Source organism: Roseixanthobacter finlandensis (genome assembly GCF_043195105.2).
GTDB lineage: Bacteria > Pseudomonadota > Alphaproteobacteria > Rhizobiales > Xanthobacteraceae > NCEH01.
This window is the reverse complement of the sequence record NZ_CM195536.1, coordinates 4,357,501-4,380,222: the sequence shown is the minus strand read 5'-3', so window position 1 is coordinate 4,380,222 and position 22,722 is coordinate 4,357,501. Positions and strand designations below refer to the sequence as shown.

The window sequence follows — 22,722 nt, the reverse complement described above, 5'->3', positions numbered from 1 at the left end:
CCATGCGCGCTTTGAGGGATTATTCGCTGCGGGAATGGGTGCGGGCCGCACCGCTGGCGCATGGCGCCCGGCGGGCCCGCAACATTCTCGTGGATCGCATCTATCGCCACGTCCGCGCGCCCGGCCAGGACGAGGTGCAGCGCACGCTTGCCGCCTATCGCGGCGGCACTTTGGCCTTCACCGTCGCCTTCAACTTGCCGGAAGCCGTGGCGTTGCTATCCCAGGCCATGGCGCGGTTCGTGCCGGGCACCCCGCTGGTGGTGTGCGACAATTCCAATCAGGCCGAGGCCCGCGCGCGCATCGCCGCCGTGTGCGCCGAACGCGGCCACATCTATTGCCCGCTGCCGCCCGCGCCGCTCGGACGCTTCAGCTCGAATGGGTCGCGTAGCCATGCGGTGGCGCTGAACTGGATGTATCACAACCTTATCCGGCCGACCGAACCCAAGGTGTTCGCGCTGCTGGATCATGACCTCGTGCCCCTCGCGATCGACGATTTGGCGGCCCGCGTCGCCGGCCAGCCGGCCTATGGCATGGTGCGGCACGGCGAGCGGTTCGGCGGCTGGTTCCTGTGGCCGGGCTACAGCGTGTTCGATTATGCCGCCACCGCCGCGATGGCCCTGGATTTCGGCACCGACACGCCCCTGACGCTGGATACCGGCGGGCAGAACTGGCATCGCCTCTATCGGCGGATGCGCCTGGAGGACATGCGCCGCGCCCAGACGCGCGAGGTCTATCTCGGCGATGGGGCGGGCGGGCGCGAGCCGTATCTTCTCGCCGACACCTGGCTGCATGTGGGAGGCGCCGGGCATCGCGGCGGCGGCGCGGCGGCGCTTCAGCGGGTGCGGCAGGCGTTCGAGGCGGACCCTGAGGGCCTGCTCGCGCGCCTCCTGGAAAACGCGGCGGCGTGAGCCTAGAGCCGGATCTGCCCATATTGCGTCGCCCAAGGCGATGCAATATGGGCAGTGAATCCGCCTCTATTCAATAAGTTAGAGGGCGATTCACCGCCCACATGGAACCACCAAGTGGTTCCATGTGGGCGGATCGCGCTCTAGCCTATCTCAGCCGTGCGTCGATCCAGTCCGCGATCGCCGCCACCACCTTGTCCTCGATGCGATAATAGCCGTGCGGCGACAGCGAGCCGCACGGCTTGCTTTTCAGCACCCCGCCGGAGAGGCTCAAGAGCTGAACGGACGGCGATTGCGTGAGGGACGCGACGATCTTCGGCGCATCCTGCGGCGGCGCGACGAAGCAGGCATCGTCCGCATTGGCGACCACCAGCACGGGCACATTGACCGCCTCGGGATGGGCGTCGAACACGGTTTCCCCGCTCCCGCCGAGGCGCGAGACCGATTCCGTCAGCACCAGCCCGGCGATCTCCCCATCCCGAAGGGTGGCGGCGCCGTTCATGGCGGCGATGGAGCCCTGGCTGGTTCCCATGAGAATCACCGGCCGGTCGATGTGTTCCTTCGCGAAGGCGACGAGCGCGCGCACGGTCTGCGCATAGGCCGGGGTGCTGCGCCGGCCGCGGAGGGTGCGGTTACCGGGGGCATCGGGAAGGAGCACCGCATATCCGCGCGCGAGCCAGAGTGCGCGGGTCCGCACGAGGAAATTGTCCGGGTGCCCGAAGGTGCCGTCGCATCGTAAGTCGATCTTCCCGGTGCCGCCGGGCAGCATCACGAGGGTTGCGCGGGGCGCCGGGGGCGAGAGCAGGACGAGGCGCTGACCCGCGCCATTCACCACCAGGTCGCGCACGATCCCGCCGGCCGCGCACCGCTCCGGCTGTTGGGCGGCCAGCGGCGCGGCGAAAGCGAGAGCGACCAGGGCAAGGGGGAGGAGCGCCAAGCGTTTCATGCCGGCGATGCTAACCCGGAAGCGCGCCGGCCGGCGATCAGATCCACGGCAATAAAAAAACGCCGCCGGGCGCAACCCGACGGCGTTCAAGAGCGGTCCGAACCCTCAGGCCCGGCACAGCCTCACTTCGAGGAAGCGGACTTGATCTTCTTGCCGTTCTCGTCGCGGCGATCGGTGCGCTCGGCGATACGGGCGGACTTGCCGCGACGGTCGCGCAGATAATAGAGCTTGGCGCGGCGCACCTTGCCCCGGCGCACCAGCTTGATGGAATCGATCAGCGGCGAATAGACCGGGAACACGCGTTCCACGCCTTCGCCGTAGGAAATCTTGCGCACGGTGAAGCTCTCGTTGAGCCCGCCGCCGTTGCGGGCGATCACGACGCCTTCATAGGCCTGCACGCGGGTGCGCTCGCCTTCCACGACCTTCACATTGACGATCACGGTATCGCCGGGCTGGAAGTCCGGGGTGGGCCGCTTTTCGGCGAGGCGGGCGGCCTGTTCTGCTTCAAGGGTCTGAATGATGTTCATGTGTCACCAACTTTCATGCGGTCGCCATACGCCGCCAGCCCGAGGACTGGGTTGCCCCGGCGCCACATCGTGTCGTTTTAAATTAGGGGGACGGCCGGGCTATACCGCAGAACGCTTCCCCTGTCATGCCCTTTGTTCATGCAGGCGTCACACGCGGGCGCTGTGCGCGCACGGGTGTTACATCCCGTCCTGATCGTCCGGGCCGAGCAGATCGGGCCGGCGCGCGCGCGTCGCCTTCACCGCCTGCGAGCGGCGCCAGGCGCGGATGCGCGCATGATCGCCGCTGGTGAGCACTTCGGGGATCGGCGCGCCCTCGAACAGCTGAGGCCGCGTGTATTGGGGATATTCCAGCAGGCCGGCGGAAAAACTCTCGTCCGTCCCGCTCTCGATCTTGCCCATGACGCCGGGAATGAGCCGGACGCAGGCATCCAACAGCAGCAGCGCCGCGCTCTCTCCCCCGGACAGCACCACGTCGCCGACACAGACCTCTTCCAGCTGGCGCGCGGCGATCACGCGCTCGTCCACCCCCTCGAACCGCCCGCACAGGATCAATGCGCCCGGCCCCGCCGAGAGGTCGCGCACGCGGGCCTGGGTCAGCGGGCGGCCGCGGGGGGTCATGAGCAGGCGCGGGCGTGGATCGCCTTCGGGGGAGACCGCGTCGATGGCTGCGGCCAGCACATCGGCGCGCATCACCATGCCGGGGCCGCCGCCGGCGGGGGTGTCGTCCACCGAGCGGTGCTTGTCGCGGGCATAATCGCGGATCTGCACCGCCTCCATCTCCCATAGGCCCGCCGTCAGCGCCTTGCCGGCGAGGGCATGGCCGAGGGGACCGGGGAACATCTCCGGATAGAGGGTGAGGATGCTGGCGCGGAACGTCATGGCGCTGTGATGGGGGAGGCAGGCTCCGGCGTCAAATGACACCTATTCCTCGCCTTCCTCCACATCGCTCTCGGCGCCGTCCGGCGCGTCTTCGTCCTCGGCCTCCTCCACCACCACGATCCGCCGCGCGGCGAGATCCACCACCGGAACGGCGGCCTTGGTGAAGGGCACGAGGCGGGTCTTGCCGCCGCCCTCGGGCAGGTATTCGAGAATATCGCCGGCGCCGAAATCATGCAGCGCGGTCACCGCGCCGAGGCGCGCGCCGGCCGCGTCTTCCACCGAAAGGCCGATGAGATCCGCGTGATAGAAGGCGTCCTCGTCCGGCGGCGGCAGGTCGGCGCGGGCAACGAACAAATCGGTATTGGTCAGGGCCTCGGCGGCGGTGCGGTCGGCGACGCCGTCGATGCGGGCGACGAAATGCTCCTTCGCCTCGCGCAGGGAAAGGATGCGGACGCGCTTGCCGGCGGCCGTGCAAAGCTTGTAGCGCCGCAGGGCGAGGGGATCCTCGCCGAACGCGAACACACGTACCTCGCCCCTCACGCCATGGGGCGCGCCGATGCGGGCGATCAGGATTTGGTCTGTCATGGAGTGCTTCTGCCAGATCGCCGGGCGGTCCGGGCGAAGAAAGGCGGGGGCGCTTCCGAAATGGGGAAGCGCCCTGCCGGGTCGTGCGGCCGCCGGGCGCGGGGCCCGGCGGGGACCATCACTCGGCCGAGGCTTCGGCGCCGGCGGCAGCGGCCGCAGCAGCGGCTTCGGCGGCCTTGGCGCGCTCGGCGGCGCGTTCCTGGGCCTTCTTGCCGGGCTCGCCCTTCTTCAGGTTGGACCGGGCTTCCCGCGTCATCAGGCCCTGGGCGTCAAGGAAGCGCGCCACGCGATCGGTGGGCTGGGCGCCCTTTTCGAGCCAGGCCTTGGCCTTCTCCACGTCGAGCACGACACGTTCGGCCGAATCCTTGGCGAGAAGCGGATTGAAGGTGCCGATCTTCTCGATGAAGCGGCCATCACGCGGCGAACGGGCGTCGGCGATCACGATGCGATAATAAGGACGCTTCTTGGCGCCGCCACGGGCGAGCCGGATCTTCAGGGACATTTTGGTTTTCCTTTCGTTACTTCTGTCTTTTGATTTCTGAGGATGCTCGATCCCACTCTGATTTCAATATTGACCTTGTGATGTCAGATATTGATTTTAGGTCTGGATCTGCAAGCTGTATCGTTTCGGTTTCATAGTGAACTGAATAGTAATTCAATTTTTCACAAACTTTCCCGATCGATTTGCTCAAATTAATATGGCTTTCTTCATTTATATTCAACATCAAATTTATGTACGCTTCTAATTCATTCATCTCGGCAACAAGTTCATCCAAAATAGATGAGCTTAGATCTTCTTCTTTTGTAGAAATACTTTCGTTAATAATTTTATGAGCTATTCCAATAAATTTTGAAACATTCCTGCGCAAATTTTCTATCCAATCAACTCTAAATGATCCTATTCTATGATTCGCTTCCATTTCAATATTGGAAACGGATACTTTTAGTGTCACGAATGCGACAATAACTGTACCTAAGCCAACCGCAAGATTACCGAGATCAATCTGCGTATGTTGGCATAGCCAGTTTAGGAACCCAGTCATTTCTTCTTCGATCCCCCAAGCCCCGGCAGGCCGGGACCTTTGGGAAGGCCGGGGAATTTGGCGGGCAGACCGCCGCCGCCGAAGCCCGGGAAGTTCGGTGGCAGCCCGCCGCCACCGCCAGCACCGGGCATGCCGCCGGGCATCTTCTCGGCCATCTGCTGGAGCATCTCGGGGGAGGGGCCGCCGCCGCCGATGCCGAACATATTGGCAAGGCCCGCCATGGGGCCGCGCTTGCCGGCAGCCCCGCCCATGGCCTTCATCATGTCGGCCATCTGGCGGTGCATCTTCAACAGGCGGTTGATCTCTTCCACCTTGGTGCCGGAGCCGGCCGCCACCCGCCGCTTGCGCGAGGCGTCGAGCACCTTCGGGTTGCGCCGCTCCTGGCGGGTCATGGAATTGATGATGGCGGTCTGGCGCTTGAAGACCTTGTCGTCGAGATTGGCTGAGGCGATCTGGTTCTTCACCTTGGCGATGCCGGGCAGCATGCCGAGCACGCCGCTCATGCCGCCCATCTTCTGCATCTGGGCGAGCTGGTCGCGCAGGTCTTCGAGGTCGAATGCGCCCTTGCGCATCTTCTCGGCGACCGCCTTCGCCTTCTCGATGTCGATATTCTCGGCGGCTTTCTCGACCAGGGCGACCACGTCGCCCATGCCGAGGATGCGGCCGGCCACGCGGCGGGGATCGAAATCCTCCAGCGCGTCCATCTTTTCGCCGGTGCCCAGCAGCTTGATGGGCTTGCCGGTGACCGCGCGCATGGAGAGCGCCGCGCCGCCGCGCCCATCGCCGTCGGCGCGGGTCAGGACGATGCCGGTGATGCCGACCCGGCCGTCGAAGGCTTTCGCGGTGTTGACCGCGTCCTGTCCGGTGAGGCTGTCGGCCACCAGCAGGATTTCGTGCGGGTTGGTCGCGGCCTTCACCTCGGCCACCTCGGCCATCAACGCTTCGTCGAGCGTGACGCGGCCGGCGGTGTCGAGCATGACGACGTCGTAATTGCCGAACTTCGCCGCCTCGATGGCGCGCTTGGCGATCTGCACCGCGCTCTGGCCCGGCACGATCGGCAAGGTGGCGACGCCGACTTGGGTGCCGAGGGTGGCGAGCTGCTCCATAGCGGCGGGACGGCGCGTGTCGAGGGACGCCATCAGCACGCGCCGCTTGCCGCGCTCGGTGAGGCGCTTGGCGATCTTGGCGGTGGTGGTGGTCTTGCCCGAGCCCTGGAGGCCGACCATCAGCATTGGGACGGGGGCTGCGGCATGCAGATCGATCGGATCGGCATCCGAACCCAGCACCGCCACCAGCTCGTCATGGACGATCTTGACGACCATCTGGCCAGGCGTCACCGACTTGATGACCTCCGCCCCGACCGCCCGGGCGCGCACCTTGTCGATGAATTCACGCACCACGTCGAGCGCCACGTCGGCTTCGAGCAAAGCGCGCCGAACCTCGCGCATGGCTTCGGAGACGTCGGCCTCGGTGAGGGAGCCACGCCGCTTGAGCTTGTCGAGTATGCCGCCGAGGCGGTCGGAAAGGCTGTCGAACATGGGTCCGTCCGGGTATCTCCGGCTCATCGCCGAAGGGCTTTTCCCAAGAACAGGCGCAACGCAGAACACGCCCGAGGGCGCACAGCGCTGTCGGGCGGGGACCTCCGGGCTCTCGGCCCGGTCGGCTGGATCGGCGTTGCCGTCCGTGAGAAGGGCGCGTTCTTAGCACCGACCGGCCGCGAGGGCAATGGCGTGCGCCGAAAGGCCCCGCGCGGGGAACCATCCGCGCCGTGAGGCGGTTGCCCGTGTGGCGCACAGGGCGCCCCGGGAGCCCGCGCGCATGATCAACGACCTTTGGTACAAGAACGCGGTTCTTTATTCCCTCAATGTCGGCACCTTCATGGATTCCAACGGCGACGGGGTCGGCGATTTTCCCGGCCTGATGCGGCGCCTGGATTATCTGCACGGGCTCGGCGTGACGGCGGTGTGGCTGGCGCCGTTCCAGAAATCCCCGTGCCGTGACGACGGCTACGACATCAGCGATTATTATAGCGTCGATGAACGCTACGGCACGCTCGGGGATTTCGTGGAATTCACCCACGCCGCCAAGCAGCGTGGCATGCGGGTGCTGATCGACCTCGTCGTGAACCACACGTCCGACGAACATCCCTGGTTCAAGCAGGCGTGCGCCGACCCCAATTCCATGTATCGGGACTGGTATGTCTGGTCCAAGACCAAGCCGAAGAATGCCGACACGGGCATGGTGTTTCCCGGCGTGCAGAAAAGCACCTGGACCCGCAGCAAGGAAGCCGGCGCCTATTATTTCCACCGCTTCTACGATTTCCAGCCGGATCTCAATACGCAGAACCCGCAGGTGGTGGCGGAAATCCTGAAGATCATGGGATTTTGGATCGAGCTCGGGGTCAGCGGCTTCCGTATGGATGCGGTGCCGTTCGTGATCGCCGAGAAGGGTGCCGACGTGACCAAGCCAAAGGAACGCTTCGATCTGCTGCGCACCTTCCGCGAATTCCTGCAATGGCGGAAGGGCGATTGCATCGTGCTCGCCGAGGCCAATGTGCTGCCGGAAGTGAATTTCGACTATTTCGGCCGCGATGGCGACCGCATGCACATGATGTTCAATTTCCAGGTCAACCAATCCTCTTTCTACGCCCTCGCCGCCGCCGATGCCGGCCCGCTGAAAACCGCGCTGCTGGCCACCAAGGCGCGTCCCGCCACCGCCCAATGGGGCCAGTTCCTGCGCAATCACGACGAGCTGGACCTCGGCCGCCTTTCCAACGACGAGCAGGCCGAAGTCTTCGCCGCCTTCGGGCCGGAGAAATATATGCAGCTCTACGACCGGGGAATCCGCCGCCGGCTCGCGCCGATGCTGGATGGGGACCGGGAGCGGCTGGAACTCGCCTATTGCCTGATGTTCTCGCTGCCCGGCACCCCGGTGCTGCGCTATGGCGACGAGATCGCCATGGGCGACGACCTCTCCCTGCCCGAGCGCAACGGCGCGCGCACGCCCATGCAATGGTCCACCGAGCCGCAGGGCGGCTTCACCAAGAGCGACACGCCGTTGCTGCCGGTGATCAGCGAGGGACCCTACGGCTATGCCCATGTGAATGTCGCGGAGCAGCGGCGCGATCCCAATTCCTTCCTCAATTGGATGGAGCGCATGATCCGCATGCGCATGGAAATGCCGGAAATCGGCTGGGGCGATTTCACCATATTGGACACCGGCAATCCGGCTGTGCTCGCGCTCCGCTACGATTGGCGCAACAATTCGGTGCTCACGGTGCTCAACCTCTCGCGCTCGCCGCTGGAGGTGGAAGTGGACGTACAGCATGGCGCGGAGGGTTCGCGGCTGGTGGATGTGCTCGCCGATAGCCACAGCGATGCCGACGCGCGGGGCCGCCACTGCATCTATCTCGAAGGCTATGGCTATCGCTGGTATCGCGTCGGCGGGCTCGACTATCTCTTGAAGCGCAGCGACATCGGCATTCCCGAGCGCGACTGGGCGCGCGCTCCGCAAGAGACCAACGACGGCGCGGCGGCCAAGCTCGGGGCGGGCCGCACGGCCAAGCCGGAAGCAGCCAAGTCGCGAGACACCAAGTCGGCGGACGCCAAGTCGCCAGCAGCTAAGGCCGGCAAAGGCGACGCCTTGCCCGGTGCGCCCGCCACCCGGGCGCCCAGACGGGGGGCTCCCGCACAGGCAAAGGCGGCGCGGCAAGCCGCCGCCACGGCGGGAACTAAGCCCAAGCCCGAGAAGAAGGGCGCGGAAAAGAAAGCCGCAGCAAAGACCGAAGCGACACAAAAATCCCCTGGCAAAGCCCCGGCCGGAAAAGCAAAGCGCTCCGGCGGCGCGACCAAGGCGCGGGCGCGGCGGCCCAATCCCCGCCCGCGCGGCTGAGGACGGGCGCCGCACGAGCGCCGCCGCCCGTCACAGCGCGAGGCTGGTGGTCCCCTTCATCAGCACCGGGCCGGTGGGGCGGCCGGTGGGCGAGCCGGTGCGCGGCTCCAGCGAAATCTCGAACAATTGGTTCGGTGCCGTGCGCGGCAGGTCGCGCAGATTGAGCCGGATGGTGCGCGTGCGGTCGCTGAGGCCGATGGAGACCGGCCCGCGCGCCGGATCCCATAAGGTCCACACCTCCAGGGCGCGGTCCTCGGGGACCTCGATATTCTGGATCGGAATCAGCTCCGCCGTGCCATCGGCGAAGGCGTTGACCACGGCGGCGGGCTGGCCCTGTGGCCCCATGAGAACCGCCACGAAAGTGGGCGCCGGGCCGCGGCCGAGCGGACCAAGCACGATGCCGGCCACCAGCAATACGCTTGCCGCGGCGCCAGCAAGGCCGGCGAACCGCCAGAAGCGCAGGCTGCGCCAGAGCGCGGAGAGGGCGGAGGCGGGGTCCGGCACAAGCGGGGGCGCGGGGAGCGGCGGGCGCGGCGGCAATGCTCCGGACGCGGAGGCGGGGGACGCGGAAGTGGGCGCGAACGCCTCGGATCGTGCCCGGTCCACCGCCGGCGGCAGATCGGGCGCGGCGGGCGTGGCGTCGAGGGTGGCGGAGATGCGGGCCAGCAGAGTTTCCGGCGCTTCCACCGGCGCGGCGGTGGAATCCAGCTCGGCGAAGCGCTGCCGCCAATCCTCCACCCTGGCGCGGAATTGGGGATCGCTGGCGAGCAGGTGCTCGGCCAATGTCTCTTCCGGCGCGTCCAGCAACCCCAGCACGTGCTCGGCGGCGAGGCGGTCGAATTCCTCCGGGGGGAAAGCCTGCCCGCTCATGCCAGACACTCCTTCAGCACCAGAAGGGAGCGCCGGATCCAGGATTTCATCGTCCCGAGCGGCACCGCGAAGCGGCCGGCGAGTTCGCCATGGGTCAGGCCGTTCGCATAGGCCAGCACGATGACCGTGCGCCGGGCGGGGTCGAGGCGGTCGAGGCAGGCGCGCAGGCGGCTGTTCTCGCAGAGGCGCAGCAGCGCGTCTTCCGGCCCCTCGTCCTCGCTCACCAGATTGAACGGCTCGTAATCGGCGATCAGGTCGGTGCGCTTCTCGCCGCGCAGGATATTGAGGCAGCGGTTGCGCAGAATGGCGTAGATCCAGGTGCGACCGGTGCCGCGCGCGGGGTTGAAACCGCCTGCCTGTCGCCAGATCAGCACGAACGTGTCGTGCACCGCTTCTTCCGCCAGCGCCTGCCGGCGCAGCATGCGACGGGCGACACCGAGCATCTGCGCGGCTTCGCGGGCATAGATCTCATTGAGGGCGGCCCGCTCGGCGCGCGCGCAGGCGCCAAGGGCGACGTTGATGTCGTACCCCTCCGCCGCCGTGTCCGGTGCCGAAGCCGCCATGCGTGCCGTTCTCCGTGCCGCTTTCCCAAAGGCATCTACACCTAACCCATGCGGGCGGATGCGCGGGAGCAGATTTCGCGCCCGAGAATTTTTTTTCGCCCACCCCGCATCCGCCCGCCATTCCCGTGTGTACCCCCTTCGACCGGCGGATGAGCCGGCAGCCCTGGGAGATGATCACATGCTGAGACAGACCCTCATCGCATCCTTGCTCGCCACCGTCGCCGTGTCCGCCGTGCAAGCGGAGACCGTCGCCGCACTGGTGGGCGACGATCAGATCGCCATCGTCGACACCGGCGCCAAGAAAGTCGAGAAGACCTGGAAGATCGCCGGCATCTCCGGCAAGGTCCTGGGCATCGACGTGCGTCCCGCCGACGGCATGCTCTATGCCGTGATCGATGACGGTTCGGTGGTGACCGTGGATACGGCCACCGGCAAGGCGACGCTCAAGTCAAAGCTCGAGTCCAAGCTCAATGACGGCGTGATGGCGACGGTGGACTTCAATCCGGTCGCGGATCGCCTGCGCATCATCGGCTCGGACGGCATGAACCTGCGCGCCAATGTGGACGACGGCAAGGTGACCCGCGACGGCAATCTCAAGTTCGCCGGCACCGATTCCATGAAGGACAAGACCCCGACGGTGATCGCCGGCGCCTATACCAATGCGGTCAAGGGGGCGAAGGAGACCGCCCTTTATGACATCGATTCCAGCGGCACGGTGCTGAAGCAGGCCCCGCCGAACGATGGCGTGCTCAACACCGTCGGCATGCTGGGCATGGCGGGCAAGGGGGCGGCTTTCGATATCGTCACCGCCGCCGACGGCACCAATGCGGCATGGCTGATGGCCGGCGACACGCTCTACAAGGTCGACCTCGCCACCGGAAAGGGCATGGCCGCCGCCAAGATCGAGGGCGTGAAGGGCACCGTGCGCGATATCGCGATCTTGCCCAAGGCCATGTGAGCGCGCCCCTCTCCGGTCGCGCGCCAAGGCTCTTTCCCTTTGACTTCCTTGCGACCTCCTGTCTGCGGCACGCGCGGTGATACCGCCGGGCGTGCCGGGGCCAGGGTCTCAACGAGGGCGGTCCGGCGAGTTTCCCCGCGCCTGCCGGACCGCCGCGTTATTGGCCGGAAAACGGGCCGAACACCATGTCCGGCGCGCTGGTGTTGTGGCGCGAGGGCACGAGCCGCCCGGCCCACAGGTCCAGCACCGGGCCGCCCTTGAAATCCATAATGTCGCCCTCGCCCCAGCCCTTCAGGCCCGGCGCGCGCCAGGCCACCCGCGCCACGTCGGCGTTGAAGGCGGTGACATACATGGAGCGCAGGGCGGCGAACGGCTTGCCCACCACTGCGGCGTCGAAGGTCACGTCCAGCACCATCTCGTCGCGATCCAAGCCCGACATGGCGAGCCGTGCCGCACCGCCGCCGGCAAAGGACAGCACGAAGGTGCGCGTCGCCGGTTCGAAAGCGATCTCCTTCAGCTTCACCAGCGGCCGGCCCTCCGTCTCCACCGGCCCGAGCAGGAACGACGAGCCATAGGCGGTATTCGCCAGATGGGCGGGGGCGAGCGGGCGGGCGCGCCAATAGCCGTCGGGCGGATAGACCACCAGCACCTCCTCGACGCGCTCATCCTTGCGGACCCAGAGCTGCACCATGTGCAGCCCCTCGGTCACCTTGTCCCCCACCCGCACCGGCACGCTTGCGGGGCGCCAGAACGCGGGAAACGTATAGCCTGTCAGCCACAGGTCCGGCGTCTCGAAGAAGGTGACGCGCTTCGGCGCGGCCGGAAAGGAGGGATCGCCGCTCATGTCGCAGGCGGTCCAATTGGGCTCGGTCCGGTCGGCGACCAAGGCGCCGAGATAGGCCGGGTGCGCCGCCTGGATGCGGAACCGGCGCACTTCGGCAGAGGAGAAGGTGAGCGCGACATTGTCCTTCTCCGCGCACAGCACCGGCTCGCTCTCGTTGCGCACCTCCACCGCAAGCGGTGCGCCGGCGGCGGGGTGTGACAGGCCCGCGGACAGGCAGAGCAGAAGCAGCACGGGAAGGGAGCGCAGGGGCAGCATGGCGGTTTCCGGCGGGGACATTGCCGCATCACCAAAGCACGGCCCCGCCTCCCGGCGCCATCCTCATGCGCGGTGCGCCGGGATGCTGCCGACGGACGCAGACAAAGAAAAGGGGCGCCGAAGCGCCCCGTCTCATTTTTCTGAACGTCTCATCTTGCCTGATACGTGCCGCCCTCACAGGCCGGCGAGGCACATGTACTTGATGTTCAGATATTCATCGCAGCCGTACTTGGAGCCCTCGCGGCCGACGCCGCTCTCCTTATAGCCGCCGAACGGGGCGACCTCCGAGGTGATGACGCCGGCATTGATGCCCACCTGGCCATATTCCAGCGCCTCGGCCACCCGGAACGCGCGGCCGAGATCCTTGGTGAAGAAATAGCAGGCGAGGCCATATTCGGTGGCATTGGCGAGGCGTACGGCCTCTTCCTCGGTCTCGAACTTGAACACCGGGGCCATGGGGCCGAAAATCTCCTCGCGGGCGAACGCCATGTCGGCGGTGGCGTTAGCGATCACGGTGGGTTCGAAGAAGGTGCCGCCGAGCGCGCTGCGCTTGCCGCCGGTGACCACCTTGCCGCCCTTGTCGACCGCATCCTTCAGCAGCCGCTCGACCTTGGCGACCGCCTTCTCCTCGATCAGCGGCCCGGCCACGACCCCGTCGTCGAAGCCGTTGCCCACCTTCAGCTTCTTGGAGGCGGCGACGAACTTCTCGATGAAGGCGTCATAGATGCCGGCCTGGACATAGAAGCGGTTCGCGCACACGCAGGTCTGGCCGGCGTTGCGATATTTGGAGGCGATGGCATTCTCCACCGCCGCGTCGAGGTCGGCATCGTCGAACACCAGGAACGGCGCATTGCCGCCGAGCTCCATGGAGATCTTCTTCATGGTATCGGCGGACTGCTTCATCAGCAGCTTGCCGACCGGGGTCGAGCCGGTGAAGGTGATCTTCTTGACGATCGGGTTCGAAGTCATCTCGGCGCCGATGGCCTTCGCGTCGCCGGTCACGATGTTGATGACGCCCGCCGGAATGCCGGCCTTCTCCGCCAGGACGCCCCAGGCCAGGCCCGAATAGGGGGTCAGCTCGGAGGGCTTGCACACCACGGTGCAGCCGGCGGCCAGCGCCGCGCCGATCTTGCGCGAGAGCATGGAGGAGGGGAAATTCCACGGGGTGATGGCGGCGACCACGCCCACCGGCTCCTTCGTGACGAGGATGCGGCGGCCGGGCCAGGGGGAGGGGATCACGTCGCCATAGAGGCGGCGGGCTTCTTCCGCGAACCAGCGTACATAAGCGGCGGAGCCGCCGACTTCGCCGCGCGCCTCGGCCAGCGGCTTGCCTTGCTCGCTGGTGAGGATGGAGGCCAGCTCCTCCTGGTTGGCGAGGATCAGGTCGGCGAGCTTGTGCAGCAGGGTCGCGCGCTCGGCGGCGGTCTTGGCGCGCCAGGCCGGCAGGGCCTTGGACGCGGCCTCGATGGCGCGGCGGGTCTCGGCGGCGCCGGCATGCGGGACGGTGCCGAGCAGGTCGCCGGTAGCCGGATTCTCGACGGTGAGGGTGCTGCCACCGTCGGCATCGATCCACTGGCCGCCGACAAGGATCTGTTCCCGCATCAAGGGGAAGGCGGGCGTGTTGCCGGGGATGGGGGCGAGAGCGGGCATGGGATGCTCCTGAGGATACGGGTCGTGAAACAAGCAAATATGTCCGAGCCGCCGCACCTTATGCGGTGCGGCCTCGGGCACGGCGGATTCGAGGGCGATGCGCCGGTCAGCGCACGCAGGTGATGGAATGAAGGGGGACGATCTGTTCCTTCTGGTTCTCGCCGCCGGCGATCTGGCAGCGCAGATAATCGCGGCCGACGCTCAGCGGGGCATAGCCGGTGATGGTCGTGCCGCCGACCACCTGGATGATGATTGCCTGGCCTGCCTTCGCACCGACAATTTCCAGGATGGCCTGGCGAAAATCGTCGTCCTTCATCTGGCACCGCATGTGGCACTCCCTTTGGGATCTGCGTTTCCTCGCTCGGCCGTTCCGGCTCTCACAATGGGAACTATAACGCCGAAGCTGTGCGCTTAGACATGCGGTGCGCGCAAATCTTCACCCGGAGGTCTGTGCGGTGCGTGCGCCTACGGAGCGGGTGCAATGGCGTGGAAGAAGGCGCCGGTGACCGTTCCGCGCCGGCTGCCCGATGGGCCGAGCGACTGGCCCTGGGAATCGCTCAGTTCGGCCAGGGGCGCGTCTGCGCCACGGGTGAGGATGGTGGCATAATGGAATTCATGCCCGCGCACCCGCGCGCCTTCTAGGCCAAGGGGGGAGGGCGCGACCAGGCGCGCCTCGCGATAGCCGAGGTTCATCTTGCGTTTGGCGAAGCTGGTCTCAAGCTCGAGCAGGCCCAGCATCTCATGCGCCGTCCCAGACGCGTCGGTGAGGGCCGCGCCGAGGGCCATATAGCCTCCGCATTCCCCATGCACCGGCTTTGCCTGCGCGAACGCGCGCACGCCCGCCTTGAAGCGCGCCGCCGCCGCCAGCGTGCCGGCATTGAGCTCGGGATAGCCGCCGGGCAGCCAGCAGACATCGCAGCTCGGGTCTGGCGCTTCGTCGGCGAGGGGGGAGAAGGGCAGGATTTCCGCGCCCCGCGCCCGCCAGGATTGCAGCAGGTGCGCATAGACGAAGCTGAAGGCGGCATCATGGGCGAGCGCGATCCGCTGGCCTGGCGGCGGCAGGTTCGGCGCGCCATCATGCTGGGGCAGGGCCGCCAGCGGGGCGGCGAGCGCGAGGATGGCGTCGAGGTCGCAATGCGCCTCCGCCATGTCGGCGAGGGCGCGGAAGCGTGCGGCGAGGTCGTCATGCTCCCCCGCCTGGACCAGGCCGAGATGGCGTTCGGGCAGAACCAGGGTATCGGTGCGGGGAATGGCGCCGAGCACGGGAATGCCGAGCGGCGACATGGACTGGGTCACGAGGCGGGTATGACGCTCGCTGCCGACCCGGTTGAGGATCAGCCCGCCGATGCGGACGCGTGGGTCGTGGGTGGCGAAGCCCCGCGCCACGGCGGCGGCGGTCTGCGACTGGCCGGACACGTCGAGCACCAGCAACACCGGGATGTTCAGGAGCGCCGCCACATCCGCCCCGGCGCCGGAGCGGCCCTCGCTGCCCGGCACGCCGTCGAACAGGCCCATGGCGCCTTCCACCACGAGCAGTTCGCCGCCCGCCGCCGCATCCGCCGCGAGGGTTTCCAGCAGCGCCGGCGGCATGGCCCAGCTATCCAGATTGAGGCCGGGCCGGCCGGTGGCGGCGGCGTGGAAGGCGGGGTCGATATAATCCGGCCCCGATTTCGCCGCGCGCACGCGCACGCCGCGCCGCGCGAAGGCGGCGAGCAGGCCGAGCGTGACCGTGGTCTTGCCCGAGCCGGAGCGCGGGGCGGCGATGAGCAGGCCGCGCGCGCTCATGCCAGACGCGCTCATTCCAGGTGCGCTTATGCCAGGTGCGCTCATGCGAGATCGAGGCGCGCTTGTACAAGGCGGATTTCGTCGCCCGGCATGATGCGCCCGCCCGCCACCACCTTGGCATAGATGCCGCAATCGGTGTGGCCATAGCCCTTGGCGAGGCCCTTGACGATGTTCAGATCGCGTTCGGCGGTGGTGGGATTGACGCTGGTGGCGGCGCACCGCTCCGTGCGCTTGAGCACTTCCAGGCGCACCTGATCGCCGATGGCAAGCGTCTGGCCGTTAAGCTCCAGCTCGGCGCCGGCCGGGAGGCCGTCGAGATGCAGGTTCATGCGGAAGCGGATCGGGTCGATTTCAGCGCCCATCTTCGCTTCGAGATCGCGCACGCTGGCGAGATTGAGCAGCGAAACGAAGCCGGCGCGCAGGGAATCCATGAAGCGATGCCCTTGCGGCGCGGTGAGCAGCTTCAGCGGGCCGCGCGCCTCGCTCTCCATGAAGGCGGTGAGAAAGGCTTCGATCGCCGTCCGCCCCGCATCCGTGGAGAGATCGCCCCGCGCCAGTTCCGTGCCGTCCTTCGAGAGGGTGAAGACTTTGGTTGCGGGATCGTAGCGGGTGCGCAGCGCGGCGATGCGAGCATTGCGCATCAGCACCACGAAGGCGGTCTTCTCTTTATAGGTGGGCGCGGCGGGGTCGAAGCCGCTCGGGCCGTTCTCCACCGCATAGAGCCGGTCGCCGGGGAAGAAATCGCCGGCGTGGAGCTCCACGCTCTCCATGGGCTCGGGGGAAAAGCCTTTCACCGGATAGCGGTTGATGGCGATGAGGGTCGCGGCCGGCGCGCTCATGGACAGGGTTCCTCGACTGGCGCAATGCGTATGGCTCGCATTGCGGTGCGGGCGGGTCAAGGGCAGCCCCGGCGCACGGGTCCGCGCTCAGGTCCGCGCACGCCTCCATGCCTGGATCCGCGCGCCAATGCGCCGAGGGCTGATCCGTATCAAGGCGGGCGGGCGCGCGGGATGGAAAATTCCCAAATGCGGAAGGGCATCACCCCCTTCCGCTGTGCACGATGCATCCCCACATCCCCCAACGGCGGCGCGCCAAGCGCGACCGCTGCGGCGGCCGGGGATACCGGAGCCGCATCCGATCGTTCTCCGTCGTGCTTCTTCAAGGCGACGGGGGCGCCGAGGAGGAACGATATGAATTTCGAAATCTACACCGAACGCGCGCGCGGTTTCGTCCAGTCGGCCCAGTCGCTGGCGGTGCGCGAGGGCAACCAGCAGTTCGTGCCCGAGCACCTGCTGAAGGTGCTGCTCGACGATCCCGAGGGCCTGTGCTCCGGCCTCATCCAGCGCGCGGGCGGCAACCCGACCCAGGTGCGCGACGAGGTGGAAGCGGCCCTGCGCAAGCTGCCCAAGGTTGAGGGCGGATCGGGCCAGGTCTATGTGAGCCAGCAGCTCGCCCGCGTGTTCGATGCGGCCGAACTGGCGGCCAAGAAGGCGGGCGACGGCTATGTCACCGTCGAACGGCTGCTGCTGGCGCTTGCCATCGAGAAGGAAACCGAGGCGGGCAAGATTCTTGCCCGCGCCGGCGTGACACCGCAGAACCTCAACACCGCCATCGAAGCGCTGCGCAAGGGCCGGACCGCCGATACGGCGACCGCCGAGAATGCCTATGACGCGCTGAAGAAATATGCCCGCGACCTCACCCAGGCGGCACGCGACGGCAAGCTCGACCCGGTCATCGGCCGTGACGAGGAAATCCGCCGCACCATCCAGGTGCTGGCGCGCCGCACCAAGAACAATCCCGTGCTCATCGGCGAGCCGGGCGTCGGCAAGACCGCGATCGTGGAGGGCCTCGCCCGCCGGATCGTGGACGGCGACGTGCCGGAGAGCCTGAAGAACAAGAGCCTGCTCGCGCTCGACATGGGCTCGCTCATCGCCGGCGCGAAATATCGCGGCGAGTTCGAGGAGCGGCTGAAGAGCGTGCTGAACGAGGTGCAGTCGGCGGAGGGCGGGATCATCCTGTTCATCGACGAGATGCACACGCTTGTCGGCGCCGGCAAGACCGACGGCGCGATGGATGCTTCCAACCTGCTCAAGCCCGCGCTGGCGCGCGGCGAGCTGCATTGCGTCGGCGCGACCACGCTGGATGAATACCGCAAGCATGTTGAGAAGGACGCGGCGCTCGCCCGCCGTTTCCAGCCGGTCTTCGTTTCCGAGCCCACGGTGGAGGATACCGTCTCCATCCTGCGTGGCCTGAAGGAGAAGTATGAGCTGCACCACGGCGTGCGGATCACCGACAGCGCTTTGGTGGCCGCCGCGACGCTTTCCAATCGCTACATCACCGACCGGTTTCTGCCGGACAAGGCCATCGACCTCGTGGACGAGGCGTCCTCGCGCCTGCGCATGCAGGTGGACAGCAAGCCTGAGGCCCTGGACAATCTCGACCGTGAGATCGTGCGGCTGAAGATCGAACAGGAGGCCCTGAAGAAGGAGACCGACCAGGCCTCCAAGGACCGCCTGAAGCGGCTCGAGAAGGAATTGGCGGATCTCGAGGAGCGCGCCTCCGTCCTCACCTCCAAATGGAAGGCGGAGAAGGAGAAGCTCGGCACGGCGACCACGCTCAAGGCCAAGCTCGACCAGGCCCGCGCCGATCTGGCCGCCGCCCAGCGCCAGGGCGAGTACCAGAAGGCGGGCGAGCTGACCTATTCGGTCATCCCCGAGCTGGAAAAGAACCTCGCGGCCGTGGAAGCGGCGGGCGACAAGGGCGGCACCATGGAAGAGGCGGTAACGCCCGACCATATCGCCGGCGTCGTCTCCCGCTGGACCGGCGTGCCGGTGGACAAGATGCTCGAAGGCGAGCGCGAGAAGCTGCTCAAGATGGAACTTGAGCTGGCCAAGCGCGTCATCGGCCAGGACGAGGCGGTTGCCGCCGTGTCCACCGCCGTGCGTCGCTCGCGCGCCGGATTGCAGGACCCGAACCGTCCCATCGGCTCGTTCCTGTTCCTCGGGCCCACCGGCGTCGGCAAGACCGAGCTGACCAAGGCGTTGGCGAACTATCTGTTCGACGACGACACCGCCATGGTGCGTATCGACATGTCGGAATACATGGAGAAGCACTCCGTGAGCCGGCTGATCGGCGCCCCTCCGGGCTATGTCGGCTATGAGGAGGGCGGCGCCCTGACCGAAGCCGTGCGGCGCCGGCCCTATCAGGTGGTGTTGTTCGACGAGGTGGAGAAGGCCCATCCGGACGTCTTCAACGTGCTGTTGCAGGTGCTCGACGACGGGCGCCTCACGGACGGGCAGGGGCGCACGGTGGACTTCCGCAACACGCTGCTGGTGATGACCTCCAACCTCGGCGCGGAATATCTCGCAGATCCCCGCCAGCCGGTGGGCTTCGGCATTCCCGGCCAGGAGGGCGAGAAGGTGGTCTCCGACGATGAGGCCTATGAGTTGGTGATGGGAGCCGTGCGGCGTCACTTCCGCCCGGAATTCATCAACCGGATCGACGAGATCATCATGTTCCACCGCCTGAAGCGGGACCAGATGGCGGGCATCGTCGATATCCAGATGGGTCGGCTCGCCAAGCTGCTGGAGGACCGCAAGATCGTCCTCGACCTCTCCCCCGAGGCGCGGACCTTCCTCGCCGACAAGGGGTACGACCCGGCATATGGGGCGCGTCCGCTGAAGCGGATCATCCAGAAGCTGGTGCAGGACCCGATGGCCGAGAAGATCCTCGCCGGCGACATCCTGGACGGAACCCGCGTGCGCGTGGGTCTGGAGGGGGGCCGCCTGACCTTCGCGAACGAGGGGCCGGTCGAACAGGCCGCCTGACGCCAGCAGGTTTGTTTCGCACCATCGAGGGCCCTCCCGCCGGGAGGGCCCTTTTTTGTCGCCGGTCAGTTTCCGCGCATCTTCTGCAACAGAGCCTCGGCCTTCTTGAGGACCGCGGCAAACTGCGGCTGGGTCACCATCTCCCGCGCATAGCATGCGCGCACGGCGGCGGACCCCTCGTCCCTCAGGGCGTTGGCCTTGTCCCAGCGCGGATCGTCCGCCCCCTTCCCGCCCTTCTGGACCGCGGCGAACAGAGCGTTGGCCTTGGATTCAAAGTCTTTCCACACCTTGGTGCAGGCGGGGATGAACTTGAACGCCTCCAGAGCGGGGATCGTGCCGACGCTCACCCGGCCGGCGGAAAGACGGCCGATCACGATCGCATTGGGCGGCGCATTGCCGACATCGTCCTGGGCGAACACGCCAAGCGCGGCATGGAGCGTTTCGCCATCCTGTGCGCTCAAGGGCAGATCCACATATCCCTGGAAGGCGGCATCGCTGCCGGTGGCCTGGGTGTAGAAGGGATCCGACTTGAACGCCCCCTCCAGCCCCTCGCCCGCGCGCAGGCCGAGGTTCTCCGCCTCGTGGCCCACCCAATTGGCGAGCACCGGCTCGGGCGAGACGAAGATGCGCGTTTCATATTTCACGTCGTGGAACAGCAGCCCGTCCGGGCGCCCGCTTTCCATATCACCGTCGTACAACGCGCCCGGCGAGAAGCTGGGTTTCTTTTCCAGCCCCTTGAAGGCGAGCGGGCCGAGCAGTGCCGTCATCTGCTTCTCAAGATCGGCGCGGGCGCGCTCGTCCTGCTTGAAGACGGCATCATTGTTCGCTCCGGCTTTTTCAGCTGCGGCGATGGCGGCAACATATTTGTCGCGCGCTGCGATATAGGCGTTCTCCGCCGGTCCGCCAAAGGCAGACGCGGGAAGCGCGGCGGCCAGCAACAGGGCCCAGGCGATCCGCCGGTCGGGACGGGGCATACAGGTTTTCATGAATAAGCTCGCGGTTCGCGCCTGGAGTGCGATCCGCCCATATTGCATCGCCTTGGGCGATTCAATATGGGCGGATCCGGCTCTGGGCAGACCACGAGTTTATCCGAAGGTGCCGGACGGGAACACTGGAGGTCGAGGGCGCCCCGTGTTCCCGGCTTATTTGGAACGGCTGGTGCTTGCCGCCGAGGCCACCTTCGGCGGCACGGGGGCGTGGCTGAGCAGAAGCTCGATGCGCTCGCGCTCCTTCTTGAACTCCGCCAGGAACCGCCCTTCGAGCGCCCGCCCGCGCGGCAGCTTCACGCGCATGGGGTCCACGAACGAGCCGTTGATCTTCACCTCATAATGCAGGTGCGGGCCGGTGGAGAGGCCGGACGAGCCGAGATAGCCGATGACCTGCCCCTGGCGCACCTGAACCCCCTCGCGAATGCCCTTCGCGAAGCCGGATTGGTGGGAATAAGTGGTGACATAGCCGTTGGCGTGCTGGATTTCCGTGTGTCGCCCGTAGCCGGATTTCCAATTGGCATAGATGATCGTGCCGTTGCCCGCCGCGAAGATCGGGGTTCCCACCGCATCGGCCCAATCGACGCCGGTATGCAGCTTGGAATAGCCGAGGATGGGGTGGCGGCGATATCCGAACGGCGAGCGCATGATGCCGCCAGCCATGGGTTTGCGCACCAGGAACTTCTTCGCGCTCTTGCCGTCTTCGTCGTAATAATCGACCAGCCCATCGTCGGAGGTCTGGAAACGATAATAGCGGCGCGTCTCGCCATTGGTGCTGAGCGCGGCGAAGAGTACTTCCTCGTCGCCGCCGTCCTCGGTGTACAGCACCTCAAAATTGTCGCCCGGCTTCACCCGGCGCTGGAAGTCGACGTCGAAGGAATAGACGCGCACGAGATCGGCGATGATATTGCGCGGCACTTCGTTGCGCAGCGCGGTTTCATAGAGGCTGTCATAGAGACGGATGCCGGGGCCGTTGTCGTCGTCGTCCACATCCTCGGAAATGCCGCCCACGTCGGTTTCGGTCGGCTCGGCCACTTGGACGAACTTGTCGTTGTCCGCCTTGGCGACCGTGCCCTCGTGCCCGGCGTCGCTGAACAGGGAGATGCGCAGCGGGTGGGTTTTCTTGTCGGCGCCGTCCTGCGTCAGCAGGCGCACGCGCAGGCCGTCCTTCACGGTGCCGTCACGCCCGCGGCCGAAAGCCGCCGCGGCCTGGCGCGCCTCGTCCTGGCTGACGCCGTTGTCGGTGAGGATCGACACGATGGTGTCGCCCTTCTTCACCAGCACCGTCTGGTCCGACCAGGCATTGCCGCCCGAGGTCTCGTCGGAGGTCTTGCCGAGGAAGCTGACGTTTTCCGGGACGTCCACCTTGGGGCCGACGCCGGCCGTCGCGGGATAATTGCCCTCGGTCGCATAGGCGAGATAGGGTGCGGGGGCGCCGGGCTTCGCGCCAAGCCCGGTGATGGCCTGCGGCAGGCTCGCGGCGAGCACGGGCTGTGCGCGGGCGAGCTCCGCCACCTCGCGCACCTTCACCAGCACATCCTCCATTGCCACCGCAGCGCCGAATTTGAGGTGGGGCGGCGCGGTTGCAAGATCGCGCATCACCACGGTGACTTCGCCCGTGGGCTCGGCCTGCGGGGCGGCCTCTTCCTTGTCCATGGATTGGGACACGATCTGCGCGGGATTGAAGCGCGGGATATTGGACGACACACTGGTGGTGGACATGGCAAGGTTCGCCGCCACGCGGGTGAACGGGCGCACCTTGATGATCTCCTTGTCGCCCACCTTGGTGGTGACCGACAGGCGGAAGGTCTGCCGCGCCGTGGAGGCTTCCGACAGCAGCGACATGCGATCGCCCTTGCGTGCCGCGTTGGAGGGGCGCTCGCCGGCGGCCAGCGCGCCGCGCACCGCCGCGCGCACGGTCTCGGGCAGGGAGGCGAAGCGATGGTCTCCATCCAGCGCGGCATAGACGGCGCCGCCCATCAGGAAGCTGCCGCACAGGCCGGTCAGCAGCGTGGCGGCAAGCCAGCGTACGGAGATCCGGCGGCGGTCGATTTCCTCTTCATCGCCGTCGACGCCGAGCGGGGGCTCGTCGCCAAGCCCGGCGGCGCTTGTCGCGTCCCGCCAGGCGCCGGCCGATCGTCTGTGCTGCAAGTCCCGACCCTTTGCTGATGCCGCGCCCAGCGCGCCCGCGCATCCTTAAACCGACGA

At 66.9% G+C, this 22,722-nt stretch carries 19 protein-coding genes and 1 pseudogene; 4 read left to right on the top strand and 16 right to left on the bottom strand.

The features are described 5' to 3' along the window. The first annotated feature begins 2 nt into the window (after positions 1-2). A complete protein-coding gene (locus tag V5G24_RS20495; RefSeq protein ID WP_394083811.1) occupies positions 3-908 on the top strand; it encodes a hypothetical protein in 906 nt (301 codons plus the stop codon). Between the two features lie 145 nt (positions 909-1,053). Here the strand turns inward: V5G24_RS20495 and V5G24_RS20490 are convergent, their stop codons facing one another. The 7 genes from V5G24_RS20490 to ffh form a co-directional block, all read right to left on the bottom strand. Continuing rightward, on the bottom strand, positions 1,054-1,851 hold the full coding sequence (locus V5G24_RS20490; RefSeq protein WP_394083813.1) for an alpha/beta hydrolase: 798 nt from the start codon (positions 1,849-1,851) through the stop codon (positions 1,054-1,056). 122 nt (positions 1,852-1,973) lie between these two features. Then, positions 1,974-2,378, bottom strand: a complete 405-nt coding sequence (rplS, locus tag V5G24_RS20485) for a 50S ribosomal protein L19 (protein ID WP_394083815.1) — start codon at positions 2,376-2,378, stop codon at positions 1,974-1,976. Between the two features lie 177 nt (positions 2,379-2,555). Continuing rightward, on the bottom strand, positions 2,556-3,257 hold the full coding sequence (gene trmD / locus V5G24_RS20480) for a tRNA (guanosine(37)-N1)-methyltransferase TrmD (protein ID WP_394083865.1): 702 nt from the start codon (positions 3,255-3,257) through the stop codon (positions 2,556-2,558). Between the two features lie 42 nt (positions 3,258-3,299). Beyond that, positions 3,300-3,842: a ribosome maturation factor RimM gene (gene rimM, locus V5G24_RS20475; RefSeq protein WP_394083817.1), complete on the bottom strand. Its 543-nt coding sequence runs from the start codon at positions 3,840-3,842 to the stop codon at positions 3,300-3,302. 118 nt (positions 3,843-3,960) lie between these two features. Then, on the bottom strand, positions 3,961-4,344 hold the full coding sequence (gene rpsP / locus V5G24_RS20470; RefSeq protein ID WP_394083819.1) for a 30S ribosomal protein S16: 384 nt from the start codon (positions 4,342-4,344) through the stop codon (positions 3,961-3,963). 16 nt (positions 4,345-4,360) lie between these two features. Continuing rightward, complete coding sequence (locus tag V5G24_RS20465) at positions 4,361-4,885, bottom strand: hypothetical protein (protein ID WP_394083821.1); 525 nt, start codon at positions 4,883-4,885, stop codon at positions 4,361-4,363. Then, positions 4,882-6,423: a signal recognition particle protein gene (gene ffh, locus V5G24_RS20460; RefSeq protein WP_394083823.1), complete on the bottom strand. Its 1,542-nt coding sequence runs from the start codon at positions 6,421-6,423 to the stop codon at positions 4,882-4,884. The genes V5G24_RS20465 and ffh overlap by 4 nt, the downstream gene beginning before the upstream one ends. Before the next feature lie 280 nt (positions 6,424-6,703). Between ffh and V5G24_RS20455 the strand changes: the two are divergent. Then, positions 6,704-8,362 (top strand): annotated as a pseudogene (locus V5G24_RS20455) (alpha-amylase family protein); the annotation flags it as partial. A 444-nt stretch (positions 8,363-8,806) separates the two neighbouring features. Here the strand turns inward: V5G24_RS20455 and V5G24_RS20450 are convergent. Further along, positions 8,807-9,646 carry an anti-sigma factor gene (locus tag V5G24_RS20450; protein WP_394083825.1) on the bottom strand — a complete coding sequence of 280 codons (840 nt, stop codon included), beginning with the start codon at positions 9,644-9,646 and terminating at the stop codon, positions 8,807-8,809. Next, entirely contained in the window at positions 9,643-10,209 is a 567-nt protein-coding gene (locus V5G24_RS20445) for a sigma-70 family RNA polymerase sigma factor (protein ID WP_394083826.1), read from the bottom strand. Before V5G24_RS20445 ends, V5G24_RS20450 begins: the two co-directional genes overlap by 4 nt. 178 nt (positions 10,210-10,387) lie before the next feature. Here V5G24_RS20445 and V5G24_RS20440 point away from each other — a divergent pair, with 178 nt between their 5' ends. Next, a complete protein-coding gene (locus V5G24_RS20440; RefSeq protein WP_394083827.1) occupies positions 10,388-11,167 on the top strand; it encodes a DUF4394 domain-containing protein in 780 nt (259 codons plus the stop codon). A 157-nt stretch (positions 11,168-11,324) separates the two neighbouring features. Here the strand turns inward: V5G24_RS20440 and V5G24_RS20435 are convergent, their stop codons facing one another. From V5G24_RS20435 to V5G24_RS20415, 5 genes are all read right to left on the bottom strand, one after another. Further along, entirely contained in the window at positions 11,325-12,266 is a 942-nt protein-coding gene (locus V5G24_RS20435; RefSeq protein WP_394083829.1) for a hypothetical protein, read from the bottom strand. A gap of 174 nt (positions 12,267-12,440) precedes the next feature. Beyond that, a complete protein-coding gene (locus V5G24_RS20430; RefSeq protein ID WP_394083867.1) occupies positions 12,441-13,868 on the bottom strand; it encodes an NAD-dependent succinate-semialdehyde dehydrogenase in 1,428 nt (475 codons plus the stop codon). A 154-nt stretch (positions 13,869-14,022) separates the two neighbouring features. Further along, positions 14,023-14,244, bottom strand: a complete 222-nt coding sequence (locus V5G24_RS20425; RefSeq protein WP_394083831.1) for a hypothetical protein — start codon at positions 14,242-14,244, stop codon at positions 14,023-14,025. A gap of 137 nt (positions 14,245-14,381) precedes the next feature. Next, complete coding sequence (locus V5G24_RS20420) at positions 14,382-15,701, bottom strand: cobyrinic acid a,c-diamide synthase CobB (protein ID WP_394083833.1); 1,320 nt, start codon at positions 15,699-15,701, stop codon at positions 14,382-14,384. Between the two features lie 41 nt (positions 15,702-15,742). Next, positions 15,743-16,540: an MOSC domain-containing protein gene (locus tag V5G24_RS20415; RefSeq protein WP_394083835.1), complete on the bottom strand. Its 798-nt coding sequence runs from the start codon at positions 16,538-16,540 to the stop codon at positions 15,743-15,745. Between the two features lie 351 nt (positions 16,541-16,891). Between V5G24_RS20415 and clpB the strand changes: the two genes are divergently transcribed. After that, positions 16,892-19,528, top strand: coding sequence for an ATP-dependent chaperone ClpB (gene clpB / locus V5G24_RS20410; RefSeq protein ID WP_394083837.1), 2,637 nt, complete (start codon positions 16,892-16,894; stop codon positions 19,526-19,528). A gap of 65 nt (positions 19,529-19,593) precedes the next feature. Here the strand turns inward: clpB and V5G24_RS20405 are convergent, their stop codons facing one another. Beyond that, the gene (locus V5G24_RS20405; RefSeq protein WP_394083839.1) at positions 19,594-20,502 is read right to left on the bottom strand and encodes a hypothetical protein; all 909 of its coding nucleotides are present in this window, start codon (positions 20,500-20,502) and stop codon (positions 19,594-19,596) included. A 168-nt stretch (positions 20,503-20,670) separates the two neighbouring features. Next, on the bottom strand, positions 20,671-22,665 hold the full coding sequence (locus V5G24_RS20400) for a M23 family metallopeptidase (RefSeq protein WP_394083841.1): 1,995 nt from the start codon (positions 22,663-22,665) through the stop codon (positions 20,671-20,673). Positions 22,666-22,722: the final 57 nt, after the last annotated feature.

Bases quoted from the DNA above. Each gene is read 5' to 3' on its own strand.
- V5G24_RS20495 (WP_394083811.1), top strand. From the start codon at position 3: ATGCGCGCTTTGAGGGATTATTCGCTGCGGGAATGGGTGCGGGCCGCA.
- V5G24_RS20490 (WP_394083813.1), bottom strand. From the start codon at position 1,851: ATGAAACGCTTGGCGCTCCTCCCCCTTGCCCTGGTCGCTCTCGCTTTC.
- rplS (WP_394083815.1), bottom strand. From the start codon at position 2,378: ATGAACATCATTCAGACCCTTGAAGCAGAACAGGCCGCCCGCCTCGCC.
- trmD (WP_394083865.1), bottom strand. From the start codon at position 3,257: ATGACGTTCCGCGCCAGCATCCTCACCCTCTATCCGGAGATGTTCCCC.
- rimM (WP_394083817.1), bottom strand. From the start codon at position 3,842: ATGACAGACCAAATCCTGATCGCCCGCATCGGCGCGCCCCATGGCGTG.
- rpsP (WP_394083819.1), bottom strand. From the start codon at position 4,344: ATGTCCCTGAAGATCCGGCTCGCCCGTGGCGGCGCCAAGAAGCGTCCT.
- V5G24_RS20465 (WP_394083821.1), bottom strand. From the start codon at position 4,885: ATGACTGGGTTCCTAAACTGGCTATGCCAACATACGCAGATTGATCTC.
- ffh (WP_394083823.1), bottom strand. From the start codon at position 6,423: ATGTTCGACAGCCTTTCCGACCGCCTCGGCGGCATACTCGACAAGCTC.
- V5G24_RS20450 (WP_394083825.1), bottom strand. From the start codon at position 9,646: ATGAGCGGGCAGGCTTTCCCCCCGGAGGAATTCGACCGCCTCGCCGCC.
- V5G24_RS20445 (WP_394083826.1), bottom strand. From the start codon at position 10,209: ATGGCGGCTTCGGCACCGGACACGGCGGCGGAGGGGTACGACATCAAC.
- V5G24_RS20440 (WP_394083827.1), top strand. From the start codon at position 10,388: ATGCTGAGACAGACCCTCATCGCATCCTTGCTCGCCACCGTCGCCGTG.
- V5G24_RS20435 (WP_394083829.1), bottom strand. From the start codon at position 12,266: ATGCTGCCCCTGCGCTCCCTTCCCGTGCTGCTTCTGCTCTGCCTGTCC.
- V5G24_RS20430 (WP_394083867.1), bottom strand. From the start codon at position 13,868: ATGCGGGAACAGATCCTTGTCGGCGGCCAGTGGATCGATGCCGACGGT.
- V5G24_RS20425 (WP_394083831.1), bottom strand. From the start codon at position 14,244: ATGCGGTGCCAGATGAAGGACGACGATTTTCGCCAGGCCATCCTGGAA.
- V5G24_RS20420 (WP_394083833.1), bottom strand. From the start codon at position 15,701: ATGAGCGCGCGCGGCCTGCTCATCGCCGCCCCGCGCTCCGGCTCGGGC.
- V5G24_RS20415 (WP_394083835.1), bottom strand. From the start codon at position 16,540: ATGAGCGCGCCGGCCGCGACCCTCATCGCCATCAACCGCTATCCGGTG.
- clpB (WP_394083837.1), top strand. From the start codon at position 16,892: ATGAATTTCGAAATCTACACCGAACGCGCGCGCGGTTTCGTCCAGTCG.
- V5G24_RS20405 (WP_394083839.1), bottom strand. From the start codon at position 20,502: ATGCCCCGTCCCGACCGGCGGATCGCCTGGGCCCTGTTGCTGGCCGCC.